Annotated in this window: 14 protein-coding genes; 12 read left to right on the forward strand and 2 right to left on the reverse strand. The window is 61.7% G+C overall.

Features of this window, described 5'->3' with window-relative positions; all coding sequences use genetic code 11:
* Window positions 1-202 precede the first annotated feature (202 nt).
* The 4 genes from dnaN to pyrF all read left to right on the forward strand — a co-directional run bounded on the left by dnaN (window position 203) and on the right by pyrF (window position 3,319).
* On the forward strand, window positions 203-1,321 hold the full coding sequence (gene dnaN, locus PMI07_RS02935; protein WP_007763274.1) for a DNA polymerase III subunit beta: 1,119 nt from the start codon (window positions 203-205) through the stop codon (window positions 1,319-1,321).
* 119 nt (window positions 1,322-1,440) lie between these two features.
* Window positions 1,441-2,034: a phospholipid N-methyltransferase PmtA gene (gene pmtA / locus PMI07_RS02940; protein WP_007763276.1), complete on the forward strand. Its 594-nt coding sequence runs from the start codon at window positions 1,441-1,443 to the stop codon at window positions 2,032-2,034.
* 2 nt (window positions 2,035-2,036) lie between these two features.
* Window positions 2,037-2,630: a histidine phosphatase family protein gene (locus PMI07_RS02945; RefSeq protein ID WP_007763278.1), complete on the forward strand. Its 594-nt coding sequence runs from the start codon at window positions 2,037-2,039 to the stop codon at window positions 2,628-2,630.
* The gene (gene pyrF, locus PMI07_RS02950) at window positions 2,627-3,319 is read left to right on the forward strand and encodes an orotidine-5'-phosphate decarboxylase (protein WP_007763280.1); all 693 of its coding nucleotides are present in this window, start codon (window positions 2,627-2,629) and stop codon (window positions 3,317-3,319) included. Before PMI07_RS02945 ends, pyrF begins: the two co-directional genes overlap by 4 nt.
* A gap of 3 nt (window positions 3,320-3,322) precedes the next feature.
* Here the strand turns inward: pyrF and PMI07_RS02955 are convergent, their stop codons facing one another.
* Window positions 3,323-4,375 carry a right-handed parallel beta-helix repeat-containing protein gene (locus PMI07_RS02955; RefSeq protein WP_210164776.1) on the reverse strand — a complete coding sequence of 351 codons (1,053 nt, stop codon included), beginning with the start codon at window positions 4,373-4,375 and terminating at the stop codon, window positions 3,323-3,325.
* A 65-nt stretch (window positions 4,376-4,440) separates the two neighbouring features.
* On the opposite strand from PMI07_RS02955, the gene PMI07_RS02960 reads away from it, so the two are divergent.
* The 3 genes from PMI07_RS02960 (at window position 4,441) to PMI07_RS34720 (ending at window position 6,223) form a co-directional block, all read left to right on the forward strand.
* Window positions 4,441-4,728 (forward strand): DUF1330 domain-containing protein, encoded by a 288-nt coding sequence (locus PMI07_RS02960; protein ID WP_007763294.1) that lies wholly within the window; start codon window positions 4,441-4,443, stop codon window positions 4,726-4,728.
* Between the two features lie 102 nt (window positions 4,729-4,830).
* Complete coding sequence (locus tag PMI07_RS02965) at window positions 4,831-5,811, forward strand: complex I NDUFA9 subunit family protein (protein ID WP_007763297.1); 981 nt, start codon at window positions 4,831-4,833, stop codon at window positions 5,809-5,811.
* Window positions 5,812-6,070: 259 nt separating this feature from the next.
* The gene (locus PMI07_RS34720) at window positions 6,071-6,223 is read left to right on the forward strand and encodes a hypothetical protein (RefSeq protein WP_007763306.1); all 153 of its coding nucleotides are present in this window, start codon (window positions 6,071-6,073) and stop codon (window positions 6,221-6,223) included.
* Between the two features lie 43 nt (window positions 6,224-6,266).
* Here the strand turns inward: PMI07_RS34720 and PMI07_RS02975 are convergent, their stop codons facing one another.
* On the reverse strand, window positions 6,267-7,073 hold the full coding sequence (locus PMI07_RS02975; RefSeq protein WP_007763310.1) for an undecaprenyl-diphosphate phosphatase: 807 nt from the start codon (window positions 7,071-7,073) through the stop codon (window positions 6,267-6,269).
* Window positions 7,074-7,229: 156 nt separating this feature from the next.
* Between PMI07_RS02975 and PMI07_RS02980 the strand changes: the two genes are divergently transcribed.
* The 5 genes from PMI07_RS02980 (at window position 7,230) to PMI07_RS03000 (ending at window position 12,130) form a co-directional block, all read left to right on the forward strand.
* Complete coding sequence (locus tag PMI07_RS02980; protein WP_007775165.1) at window positions 7,230-7,922, forward strand: glutathione S-transferase family protein; 693 nt, start codon at window positions 7,230-7,232, stop codon at window positions 7,920-7,922.
* Window positions 7,903-9,078 (forward strand): tRNA epoxyqueuosine(34) reductase QueG, encoded by a 1,176-nt coding sequence (queG, locus tag PMI07_RS02985; protein ID WP_024163510.1) that lies wholly within the window; start codon window positions 7,903-7,905, stop codon window positions 9,076-9,078. Before PMI07_RS02980 ends, queG begins: the two co-directional genes overlap by 20 nt.
* Window positions 9,078-9,950, forward strand: a complete 873-nt coding sequence (locus PMI07_RS02990) for an SDR family oxidoreductase (RefSeq protein ID WP_007767882.1) — start codon at window positions 9,078-9,080, stop codon at window positions 9,948-9,950. Before queG ends, PMI07_RS02990 begins: the two co-directional genes overlap by 1 nt.
* Window positions 9,951-10,332: 382 nt before the next feature.
* Entirely contained in the window at window positions 10,333-10,743 is a 411-nt protein-coding gene (locus PMI07_RS02995) for a septal ring lytic transglycosylase RlpA family protein (protein WP_051484075.1), read from the forward strand.
* Window positions 10,744-10,840: 97 nt separating this feature from the next.
* Window positions 10,841-12,130, forward strand: coding sequence for an RsmB/NOP family class I SAM-dependent RNA methyltransferase (locus PMI07_RS03000; RefSeq protein WP_024163511.1), 1,290 nt, complete (start codon window positions 10,841-10,843; stop codon window positions 12,128-12,130).

Here is a 12,130-nt window from a genome sequence, read left to right on the forward strand (position 1 = left end):
GCGCAAGCTGTTGAGAACGCATATTTTCTGTGTGCAGCACGTAGGACAGATGTGAAATGACTTGCTAACGCCTTGTTCACCTCTTGCTTTTCGAAGGCGTTGTCTGCCATTTTGCCGGTCCACATCATCCGGCTGGCCCAAAGCCGGCAGAAAATCAGGGTCCGGCCCTGCCGGATCGTCACGGTCGAAAGCGATTGCGTCCATGCGTATTACTCTTGAGCGGTCCAACCTTCTGAAGTCGCTGAACCACGTGCATCGCGTGGTGGAGCGTCGGAACACGATCCCGATTCTCTCCAACGTGCTGATGCGCGCGTCCGGCGCCGGTCTCGACCTGAAGGCGACCGACCTCGATCTCGAAATCACCGAGGCCCTGCCGGCCATGGTGGAGACTGCCGGCGCCACGACGGTTCCCGCACACCTGCTTTACGAAATCGTCCGCAAGCTGCCGGACGGTTCCGAAGTGCTGCTTGCCACCAATCCGGATGGCGGCTCGATGACGGTGCAATCCGGCCGTTCGAAGTTCTCGCTGCAGTGCCTGCCGGAATCGGACTTCCCGGATCTCACCGCCGGCAGCTTCACGCATACGTTCAAGCTGAAGGCGACCGATCTGAAAATGCTGATCGACCGCACCCAGTTCGCGATCTCCACCGAGGAGACCCGCTATTACCTGAACGGCATCTTCTTCCACACGATCGAAGCCGACGGGGACCTGAAGCTTCGCGCGGTCGCCACCGACGGTCACCGTCTGGCCCGCGCCGATGTGCAGGCGCCGTCCGGTTCGGAAGGAATGCCGGGCATCATCATTCCCCGCAAGACAGTCGGCGAGCTCCAGAAACTGGTCGATGATCCGGAAGCGGTCGTCACGGTCGAGGTTTCGGATGCCAAGATCCGCGTCACAATCGGCTCGGTCGTGATGACCTCGAAGCTGATCGACGGCACTTTCCCGGATTACCAGCGGGTCATCCCGACGGGCAACGACAAGGAAATGCGCGTCGATTGCCAGAGCTTTACCAGGGCCGTCGACCGCGTTTCGACCATTTCCTCCGAAAGGGGCCGCGCTGTGAAACTGTCGCTGACCGACGGCCAGCTGATGCTGACGGTCAACAACCCGGATTCGGGAAGTGCTACGGAAGAAGTTGCGGTCGGTTACGACAATGATCCGATGGAAATCGGCTTCAATGCCAAATACCTGCTCGACATCACCGCCCAGCTTTCGGGCGAGGATGCGATCTTCATGCTGGCGGATGCCGGTTCTCCGACATTGGTACGCGACACGGCGGGCGACGATGCGCTCTATGTGTTGATGCCGATGCGCGTTTAAATCATCCAGGCGGCTGGAAAACTCCAGCCGCCTTTTTCATGCGGTTTTCCCGGTGCGACATTTTTCCTTGCTTTTGCGGCATGATGGTCCACATGGGGCAAAAGGGAGAGGATAAAAAAATGGAATTGCGCCTGAAGGAGCGGCTTGGCCGCAAGTTCGACGACGAGATCCGGTTCTTCAAAGGCTGGATCGACGGCCCGAAACGGGTTGGCGCGATCTGCCCCACCTCCTCCGTCACCGCCAAACGTATGGCCAGCGTCATCGACACGGCCTCGGGCCTGCCCGTCCTCGAGCTCGGACCCGGCACCGGCATCATCACCAAGGCGATCCTGAAGCACGGGATCTCGCCTGAGAAACTCGTCTCCGTCGAATATTCGACCGATTTCTTCCAGCATCTCGTCCGCACCTATCCGGGTGTGAACTTCATCAACGGCGACGCCTTCGACCTGAAGCGCACGCTCGGTGCCTGGAAGGACAAGACCTTCGACAGCGTCGTTTCGGCGATCCCGCTTTTGAGCTTCCCGATGGAGCGCCGCATCGCGATGCTCGAAGACCTGCTCGACCGCATCCCTGCCGGCCGGCCCGTGATGCAGATCACCTACGGCCCCGTCTCGCCGATCATCGCCCAGCCCGACCGCTACCGGATCAAGCATTACGACTTCGTGGTCCGCAATATTCCCCCGGCTCAGCTCTGGACCTATAGCCGCGGCTGATCATGACATTCGGTCTCTACATCACCCATCCGCAGGTCCGTATCGATCCGGACGTTCCGGTGCCTCAATGGGGGCTTTCGGATGTCGGCGCCGCCCGCGCCCGTGAGGCTGCACAGTCCGACTGGGCAAAAAAGCTCGGCCGGATCATCTCCAGCGACGAGGTGAAAGCGATAGAGACCGCCGGAATCATCGCCGCCGCCTCGGGGATTTCGATCGAGATCGCGCACGACACCCATGAGAACGACCGCTCGGCGACCGGTTTCCTGCCGCCGCCGCTGTTCGAGGACGCGGCGAACTGGTTTTTTGCCCACCCGGAGGAAAGCTTCAAAGGCTGGGAGCGCGCCGTGGATGCGCAGAAACGCATCGTTTCCGCCGTGACGAGAATTCTCGCCGACCATGATCCCAGCATGCCGATCGCCTTCGTCGGCCATGGCGGAGTGGGCACGCTTTTGAAATGCCATCTTACCGGCTCGCCGATCGCCCGCGATCGGGACCAGCCGGGCGGCGGCGGAAATCTCTTCTGCTTCACTCTTGCGGATCGAACTGTCTCATGCGACTGGACGCCCATCGAAAAATGGGAAGGGTTTCAGGCATGAACGCACGTGATCGCCTCATCGTAGGTCTCGATATCCCGACGATCGGTGAAGCCGAAAAGATGGTCTCCACACTCGGCGACACCGTTTCCTTCTACAAGATCGGCTACCAGCTCGTGTTTGCCGGCGGCCTCGAATTCGCCCGCGACCTCGTGAAAGACGGCAAACAGGTCTTTCTCGACATGAAACTGCTCGACATCGATAACACGGTGGCGAAGGGCGTCGAGAACATCGTCAAGATGGGCGTGACCATGCTCACCCTGCATGCCTATCCGAAGGCGATGCGCGCCGCCGTCGAGGCTGCGAAGGGTTCCGAGCTCTGCCTGCTCGCGGTCACCGTGCTGACCTCCATGGACGAGACGGACCTCGTCGATGCCGGTTACGAATACGACCCGCACACCTTGGTTCTGCGCCGCTCGGAACAGGCTCTGGCGGCGGGCATGGGCGGTATCGTCTGCTCGGCCGAGGAATCGGCTGCGGTGCGCAAGATCGTCGGTCCCGACATGGCGATCGTCACGCCCGGCATCCGCCCGGCGGGCTCGGACGCAGGCGACCAGAAGCGGGTGATGACGCCGGCCGATGCGCTGCGCGCCGGATCGAGCCATCTCGTCGTCGCCCGTCCGATCGTCAAGGCACAGGATCCGAAGGCCTCGGCGCAAGCGATCCTTGCCGAAATGCAGGGCGTGCTCTGACGGCTAATCGTTGCCGGAGACGATATTCTCCCGGTCGTGGTCCAGGATGAGTTCCGGTGCGCCGCCGGCCAGGTGATTGCCGGTCACGGTGTTGTGCCGCGCAAAATCGAGCGGGCTGAGGCTGCTGCCGAATGGATGGCCGGGGCTCGAGAAGCAGTAGGACCTTGCGCCCTGCCGGCTCCCAAGCCAAACCGCCGGCCTCGCCCCCCAGAAATTCCGATAGCGAAACGTGTTTCCGGTGATGAGATTACGCTCCGGAGCCTGATGGCGGATGGTGCCGCCTTCTCCGCAGTTCCGATAGAGAAAGATGCCACCCGTCACCGGATTGTCGAAGACGTTGTTCTCTATGCGGTTGTCCGCCGAGCCGTCCACCGCGATCATTTCCCGCTTCGCCGTGCTTATGGTGAACGTGTTGCCGATGATGCGGTTGCCCGCCGATTCCGCATCGAGATAGATGGCCGTTGACGCGCTCGTTCCGGTGATGCGGGAATTCTCGATTGTCATGCCGGTCACGCCGGGTGCCGCGTAAAGCGGGATCCTGCCGTTCGCCTCCAGGGTGATGTTGCTCAGCGTGATGCCGCTCGGGGCCGCGGCCTGGGCTCGCTGCGTATGCCCGGCCTCCAGAGACGACCGCCGTACATTTTCTGCCTCGCCATTGGCACCGAGACCCCGGATACGGATGCCGCCCCTGATCGTGCAATTCCGGATATGGGTACCGCGCGGCACGTCCCAGCTTCCGTCTGGCCTCTCAACCGACTGGATCAGCAGGACGTCTCTCTTCGCAGCCGTGCCGTCGAGCGTCCCGCCGTTGCAATCGAGCGTGACGCCGGAAGCCCTGCTGCCGGAAAAGACAATGGGCGCGGTGATCACATCATTTTTCGCAAGCGACAGATCGCAACCGAGCGCTACCGGCGCTGTTCCAGCCGCAGCCGGGGCGCGGATCCCTGCATAGACATCCGCCGTGCAAGCTGCCGCTTCAGCACGCCCGGACACCAGCCCGACCGGCAGCAACAGGGCGAGAAGGGCGCCTGGCGCCAGATATGGGACAAAGCTCATCATATTGACTCGCCCGGGAATTTGCCTGAAGTCATCCGAACCGAAAACACATTGGAGGAGATACCATGGCCAAGGGATATTGGGTCGCTCGCGTCGATGTCCGCGACCCGGAACGCTACAAGGACTATATCGCAGCGGCCACGCCCGCCTTCGAAAAATACGGCGCCAACTTCCTCGCCCGTGGTGGCGCAATGGCGGCAATGGAGGGCAAGTCCCGCACCCGCAACGTGATCATCGAGTTTCCCTCGATGCAGGCCGCCATCGACTGCTACAATTCGCCGGAATACGCGATTGCCATCAAGATCCGCCAGGAAGTGGCGGACGGCGAAATCGTCGTCCTCGACGGCCTTTAAGAACCAGTTATCACGGGCGGTGCGGCAGTGGAGACACTTCCACCCGTGCCGCGATTCGGTTAAACAGCACTCATCTCGTCCCACAGGCTCCCGGAGCACGCCATGACCATCAACAACCTTCCGCCGCTCGTCACCGTTTTCGGAGGATCGGGCTTTGTCGGCAGGCATGTGGTGCGCGCGCTCGTGAAGCGCGGTTATCGCGTCCGGGTTGCCGTCCGCCGGCCGGATCTCGCCGGCTTCCTGCTGCCGGCCGGTTATGTCGGCCAGGTCTCGCTGATCCAGGCAAACCTGCGCTACCGTCAGTCGGTTCTGCGGGCCGTCGAAGGCGCTTCGCATGTCGTCAACTGCGTCGGCATCCTGTTCGAAAGCGGCCGCAACACGTTCGACGCGGTCCAGGATTTTGGCGCCCGCGCGGTCGTTGATGCGGCGCGTGCGGCCGGTGCCAAGCTCACCCATATTTCGGCCATCGGCGCAGATGCCAATTCGGAATCTTCCTATGCCCAGAGCAAGGGCCGCGCCGAGGCGACGATCCTCTCGACGCTGCCGGATGCCATCATCCTGCGGCCTTCGATCGTGTTCGGCCCGGAAGACAGCTTCTTCAACAAGTTCGCGTCCATGGCCCGCACCTTCCCTGCCCTGCCGCTGATCGGCGGCGGCAAGACGAAGTTCCAGCCGGTCTATGTCGAGGACGTCGCCGAGACCGTCGCCCGTTCCGTCGATGGCACGATCGCGTCCGGCAAGATCTATGAGCTCGGCGGCGGCGAAGTGATGACCTTCCGCCAGTGTCTGGAGACGGTGCTGCGCGTCACCAACCGCAGCAACGCGCTCGTCTCGCTGCCCTTCGGCATCGCTTCGCTGATCGGCAGCATCGCGTCGCTCATCCCGTTCGTCCAGCCGCCGATCACCAGCGATCAGGTAAAGCTGCTGAAGGTCGATAATGTCGTCTCTGACGCCGCCGCCGCGGAAGGCCGCACCCTGCAGGGGATAGGCATCCGCCCGACGCTCGCGTCCTCTATCCTGCCATCCTACCTTGTGCAGTATCGCCCGCAGGGCCAGTACACCGGCTCCGGCCGCGCGGCCTGATATCATTAACCACATCCAGCGATTTGTTTCGCTCCGATACACCGGTCGTGCCCGCTGAAAAATCGGGCACCCCGTTGTTGTCGCTCATGTTTCGGGCAAGGATAGTGGCACAAAGGTCGCAGTGGCCGAAGCAGTCGCGTTAATAGCCGGTTCAGCAAAATCCTTTATTGAATTCCTCTAATCCAACCCATAAATCCACCCTCACACAACAAGCGGCGCAACCGTGACGATAAAATCATCCATCGAAAGGCATTCCTCCATGGGCAAGCCCATCGCCCTCTTTTTTGCGTGTGCAGCACTGATCATCCTCGCGGGCTCCTTCATGGCCCCGACGACGGGTGCCGCCGGCAAGAGCGAATGCACGCCCGCATACGGCGTCGATCCGTGCAGCACGGCATCCATCCATCACTAAGAAAACGATTTGAGAGTCGGCGGCCTTTCGAGCCGCCTTCTTCTTATGCTCCCAGCAGCAGCGCGATCAGGCCCAGGGCGCCGACGACGATTCGCCAGTAGGCGAACGGCGCATAACCGCGGCTCGACACGAAATCGAGCAGCGAGCGCACCACCAAGATGGCGGTGACGAAGGCGGCGATAAACCCGACCGCAATCAGCGCGCCGTCGTCGAAACTCAACGCATTGCGGTTCTTGTAAAGATCCAGCACGAAGGCGCCGAGCATGGTCGGCATGGCGAGGAAGAACGAGAATTCGGCCGCCGAGCGCTTGTCAGCGCCGAGCAGCAATGCGCCGACGATGGTCGCGCCGGAACGCGAGGTGCCGGGGATCATCGCAACGCATTGGCAAAGCCCGATCTTGAAGGCGAGCGAAGGCGGATAGTCCATCACGTCGTGATATTTCGGCTGAAATTTCATCCTGTCGACGGCAAGCAGCACGAAGCCGCCGAGGATCAGCATGATACAGATCAGCATCGGCGTCTCGAACAGCACGGCCTTGATGAAGTCATGTGCCAGAGCGCCGATCACCGCCGCGGGCAGGAATGCGATCAGCACCGTCGCGACGAAACGACGCGCCTTGGGGCTGGTCGGCAGGTCGGCCGCGATCTGCAGCAGCTTGCGGGCATAAACGAGCAGGATGGCCAGGATGGCGCCCAACTGGATCAGCACCGCGAAGGTGTTGCCAGGCGACTGGAAACCGAGGAAATGGCCGGCCAGCAGAACGTGGGCGGTCGAGGAAACGGGAAGAAATTCAGTGAGACCCTCGATCAAACCGAGGACGAGCGCACTGATGATGGACTGATCCGCCATTCTTAATCCTTTATTGAGCAGATAAGGGCAGTTTTAAGCAGTTTATGAGCCGTTGCTTGTCTTGGGCCTACCAAATCCATATAGCTGCCATATGTCAGGCGGGCGCGCGAGGCGCCCCCACCCCTCCTATACGAAATTCGTGAAGTTCAAATATCCATGCCCACGCTCTATCATCATTCCATGTCTTCGGCCTCGCGGTTCGTCCGGCTGATTCTCGCCGAATACGGCTTCCAGGCGGATCTGGTGGAAGAGCAGCCCTGGGAAAAACGGCGGGAATTCCTGACGCTCAATCCTGCGGGCACTCTCCCGGTCTATGTCGACGACAGCATGAGAGTGCTTTGTGGCCCTTCCGTGCTCCTGGAATTCCTCGACGAAACGCATGGCGTGCTGAAGCGCGACCGCCGGCTGCTGGCCGAAGACCCGTGGCAACGCGCCGAAATCCGCCGTCTGACGGAATGGTTCCTGCAGAAGATGGAGCAAGATGTCACCCGGCCGCTGACCCGGGAGCGGGTCTTCAAGCTGCAGATGACGACGGCTCAAGGCGGAGGCGCCCCGGATTCGAAGGTGCTGCGCACATCCCGCGCAAATATCCGCCAGCATATGAAATATCTCTCCTGGCTTGCCGGTTCACGGCCCTGGCTCGCGGGCGACCGGCTGAGCTATGCCGACCTTGCCGCCGCCGCCTCGATTTCTATCCTCGACTATCTTGGAGAAATCGACTGGTCGGAGACGCCGGTCGCCAAGGACTGGTATCAGCGGCTGAAATCCCGCCCCTCCTTCCGGCCGATGCTCTCCGAACGCATCCGCGGCCTCACCCCGGTATCCCATTATGCGGACCTTGATTTCTGACGCAGCCGCGCGGGAGGAAGACAGGGCGCTTCGACGGCGGGAGAAGCTGACCGCCTTCATTCGCGAGGAAGCGGCGGCCCAGGGTTTCGATCTTTGCCGAATCACGGGGCCCGACAGCATTCCGCAGGCGCCGGAACGGCTGGAGATCTTTCTGGCCGACGGCCACCACGGCAGCATGGACTGGATGGCGGAGACGCGCGCGAGACGCGCCGACCCAAAGGTTCTGTGGGACCAAGTCCGCTCGATCGTCATGTTCGGGCTGAACTATGGGCCGGACGAAGACCCGCGCGGCATTCTCGACAAACCGGACAAGGCGGCAATCTCGGTCTATGCGCGCAATCGCGATTATCATGACGTCATCAAGGGCCGGCTGAAGGAGATCGCCACGCGCTTTGCGGCGCGCGCCGGCGAGGACGTCAAGGTCTTTGTCGATACTGCACCGGTGATGGAAAAGCCGCTCGCGGAAGCGGCCGGGCTTGGCTGGCAGGGCAAGCACACCAATCTTGTCAGCCGCACCCATGGCTCCTGGCTGTTCCTCGGCAGCCTGTTCACCACGGCGGACCTTATTGTCAATGAGGCTGAAACAGACCATTGCGGTTCCTGCCGCGCCTGTCTCGACGCCTGTCCGACGGCTGCCTTTCCGGCGCCCTATCGGCTCGATGCCCGCCGCTGCATTTCATATCTGACGATCGAACACAAAGGCCCGATCGATCCGGAATTCCGGCCATTGATCGGCAACCGCATCTATGGCTGCGACGACTGTCTTGCGGCCTGTCCCTGGAACAAGTTCGCGGCAAGCGCCTCCGAAATGAAGCTGCAGGCGCGCGAAGACCTGAAGGAACCGTCGATCGCGTATCTGCTGACTCTGGACGATGCGACCTTTCGAACCTTTTTCAGCGGCTCGCCGGTCAAGCGCATCGGGCGGGACCGTTTCATCCGCAATGTGCTGATCGCTGCCGGCAATTCCGGTGATGCCAGGCTCGTTGGGCAATGTCTCGAACTTGCGGGCGACCCCTCGCCCGCGGTACGCGGCATGGCTATATGGGCTCTGAAGCGGCTGATGGCGGAGGACGATTTTGCGCGGTTTGCCGAGGCACGCGGCGCGGAAGACGATCCGGACGTGCTGGAAGAATGGCGATTGGCGGGAGCGGCATGATGAGTGTGATGATCTTCGGATGCGGCTACTCGGGCCAGGCGATCGCCGAAACCTTCAAATCCGAAGGCCATCCGGTCTCCGGCACGGTCAGGACGGTCGACAAGGCGCTGGAGCTTGCGGCGCGAGACATTGAGGCCTTCGTGTTCGACGGCAGCCCATTCAGCGACGAGCTGCTGGCCAAATTGTCCGAGATCACGCATCTCGTGCAGTCGATCCCACCCGGCAGGGAAGGCGATCCGCTGCTGAAGCTCGTCTCCGGGCGACTGCGGGAGCTTTGCCCGAGGCTCGAATGGATCGGCTATCTCTCTACCGTCGGCGTCTACGGGGATCACGGCGGCGGGTGGGTCACCGAGGAGACGCCGGGCAGTCCGATCCAGGGCCGGTCGATCGAGCGGGTCGATACGGAAGAGGCCTGGACTGCATTGGCGCGGGCCGCCGGCCTGCCCGTGGCGAGCCTTCGCCTCTCCGGCATCTACGGGCCTGGCCGCAACGCGTTCGTCAACCTTGCCCGTGGCACTGCGCGACGCATTATAAAGAGAGACCAGGTCTTCAACCGGATCCGCGTCGAAGACATAGGCGGTGCGGCGCTCTTCCTCGCGAAGGGCAATCTCGGCGGCATATATAATGTCACGGACGACGAGCCCGGTCCGCCGCAGGATGTCATCGTCGAAGCGGCACGGCTGATGGGCATCGAGCCGCCACCGGAACAGGATTTCGACACCGCCGAGATGACGCCAATGGCGCGCTCCTTCTATAGCGCCAACAAGCGCGTTTCGAACGCCAAGATCCGCGCGGCCGGGTTTGAATTCCGCTTCCCGCACTACCGGATGTCGCTCGCCGAAATGTGGATCTCGGGCCGCTGGCGAGGTTGAAATTCCCATTTTGAAACGGTTGAAATTTTCATCCCTATCGGCTGATCTAGTTATTATTTCTTAATCCTTACGGCTGAGCGCCACAAAATTTGCCCAAATGAGGCAATAGACCTCGCATCACGACAAATTTTTTTCTGCAATTTTCGTGATCGCAGACTCTTTGCGAGTCTCGCTGAAACTACATTCCGCTTTCTGACTGTTTTTAAAGGTTTTCTTCCGGAGAAAGTTAGCTGGCTTCTTAAAAAGATCCGCGTAAATCTAATCACAAATATTACAGACTGTAACGTTCCGTGATCGCGAGCCCCACTTTTTCGCCACTTTTCGCCCCGCTTAGCCGTTTTGCACGCAACGTGCAGGGACAAAACGAACGGGGACGACCGACTTGACAACAATTCGACGCTCGACTTTCGCCGCGGCCTCCATTGCTGCTTTTGCAACTCTCGGCGCCGCGCAGGCCAATGCTGCGCCCGGGTGCGGTCACGCATCCTGGTATGCCCTCGGATCCAAGACGGCATCCGGGGAACGAATGAACGCCTCTCTCATGACGGCCGCCCACCGGACGCTGCCCTTCGGCACCAAGGTGATGGTGACGAACAAGCGCAACGGCAAAAGCGTCGTCGTACGCATCAACGACCGCGGCCCGTTCATCCGCGGCCGGGTGATCGACGTGTCCAAGGCCGCGGCCAAGAACATCGGCATGATCAGCTCCGGTACCGCCCAGGTCTGTTACCAGATCGTCGATGCCGGCAACCAGAAAGTCTCGGGCAAGGGCCTGAAAGCGATCGACGGCTGAGGCTGTCCGAAGAGATGGTTGAGGCCGACCTCTTGCCCTATCGCGCAATCGCGGTTACGACCCGTGCCATACGGGTGCAACCGACACGGAGTGTGACATGCGATTGGGCGGACGAATTGCCGGTGCCATAGAGGTGCTGGCGGACATCGAGACGCGCAAGCGTCCTGTCGCCGACGCCCTCAAGGATTGGGGTCTCGCCCATCGTTTCGCCGGTTCCGGCGATCGTGCCGCAATCGGCAATATCGTCTACGACGCACTGCGCATGCGTCTTTCGCATGCCTGGCTGATGGACGACGAGAGCCCGACTGCCCTCGCCTACGCGGTTCTCATCCGGCAATGGGGTTTCACCCCCGAGGCGCTCCAGGCCGAGTTCACGGACGACCGCTTCGCACCGCCGGCTCCGACGGAGGCGAACCTCTCTTCACTCGCCTCCCGCAATCTCGGTGATGCGCCTCTCCATGTTCAGGGGGACATCCCGGACTGGATCCAGCCATCCTTCGAAGCCAATTTCGGCGAGGACTGGCTGATCGAGGCCAAGGCATTGGCCGGCCGCCCGACCCTCGATCTGCGCGCCAACACGTTGAAGGCGTCACGCGAGAAGGTCGTCAAGGCACTGGAACGCTCGAACGCCAAGGCTTCGCGCATCGCCCGCAACGGCATCCGGATTGCCGCGGGCGAAGGAGCATCCCGCCTGCCCAACGTCACTGCCGAGCTTTCGTTCCAGAAAGGCTGGTTCGAAGTTCAGGACGAAGGCTCGCAGATCGTCGCCGACCTGGTCCAGCCGGGCGAACATCATCAGGTCCTCGACTATTGCGCCGGCGGCGGCGGCAAGACGCTCGCCATGGCCGCCGCCATGCACAACAAGGGCCAGATCCACGCCTATGACGCCGACCGCAAGCGGCTGGCACCGATCATCGAACGGCTGCGCCGCGCCGGCACCCGCAATGTCCAGGTCCATGACGACGCTCGACAGCTGAGTGGCCTGCAGGGCAAGCTCGATGCGGTCCTGGTCGATGCGCCCTGCACCGGCACCGGCACCTGGCGCCGCCGTCCGGACACCAAATGGCGGCTGACCCCGAAGAACCTCGACGAGCGCATTGCCCAGCAGCAGGAGGCGCTTTCCGAAGCCGCCGTCTTCGTGAAGCCGGGCGGCGCACTTGTCTATGTCACCTGTTCGATCCTGCCGGAGGAGAACGACGCCCAGGTTTCCCGCTTCTGTGCCGAAAACCCAGAATTTTCGATCGTCGCCGCGGCGGAGCACTGGGACAGCATCTTCGAAAAAGATGCCCCGCAACCTCGCTCGAAGGATGCGCTGACTGTGACGCTCACGCCTGCAAGTACCGATACGGACGGATTCTTTTTCTGCCGCATGCAACGCAAAGTTTGA

This window comes from Rhizobium sp. CF080, from assembly GCF_000282095.2.
GTDB lineage: Bacteria > Pseudomonadota > Alphaproteobacteria > Rhizobiales > Rhizobiaceae > Neorhizobium.

Bases quoted from the DNA above. Each gene is read 5' to 3' on its own strand.
- pyrF (WP_007763280.1), top strand. From the start codon at position 2,627: ATGAACGCACGTGATCGCCTCATCGTAGGTCTCGATATCCCGACGATC.
- PMI07_RS02990 (WP_007767882.1), top strand. From the start codon at position 9,078: ATGAGTGTGATGATCTTCGGATGCGGCTACTCGGGCCAGGCGATCGCC.
- PMI07_RS02975 (WP_007763310.1), bottom strand. From the start codon at position 7,073: ATGGCGGATCAGTCCATCATCAGTGCGCTCGTCCTCGGTTTGATCGAG.
- PMI07_RS02965 (WP_007763297.1), top strand. From the start codon at position 4,831: ATGACCATCAACAACCTTCCGCCGCTCGTCACCGTTTTCGGAGGATCG.
- PMI07_RS02945 (WP_007763278.1), top strand. From the start codon at position 2,037: ATGACATTCGGTCTCTACATCACCCATCCGCAGGTCCGTATCGATCCG.
- PMI07_RS02955 (WP_210164776.1), bottom strand. From the start codon at position 4,375: ATGAGCTTTGTCCCATATCTGGCGCCAGGCGCCCTTCTCGCCCTGTTG.
- PMI07_RS03000 (WP_024163511.1), top strand. From the start codon at position 10,841: ATGCGATTGGGCGGACGAATTGCCGGTGCCATAGAGGTGCTGGCGGAC.
- PMI07_RS02980 (WP_007775165.1), top strand. From the start codon at position 7,230: ATGCCCACGCTCTATCATCATTCCATGTCTTCGGCCTCGCGGTTCGTC.
- PMI07_RS34720 (WP_007763306.1), top strand. From the start codon at position 6,071: ATGGGCAAGCCCATCGCCCTCTTTTTTGCGTGTGCAGCACTGATCATC.
- dnaN (WP_007763274.1), top strand. From the start codon at position 203: ATGCGTATTACTCTTGAGCGGTCCAACCTTCTGAAGTCGCTGAACCAC.
- PMI07_RS02960 (WP_007763294.1), top strand. From the start codon at position 4,441: ATGGCCAAGGGATATTGGGTCGCTCGCGTCGATGTCCGCGACCCGGAA.
- pmtA (WP_007763276.1), top strand. From the start codon at position 1,441: ATGGAATTGCGCCTGAAGGAGCGGCTTGGCCGCAAGTTCGACGACGAG.
- queG (WP_024163510.1), top strand. From the start codon at position 7,903: ATGCGGACCTTGATTTCTGACGCAGCCGCGCGGGAGGAAGACAGGGCG.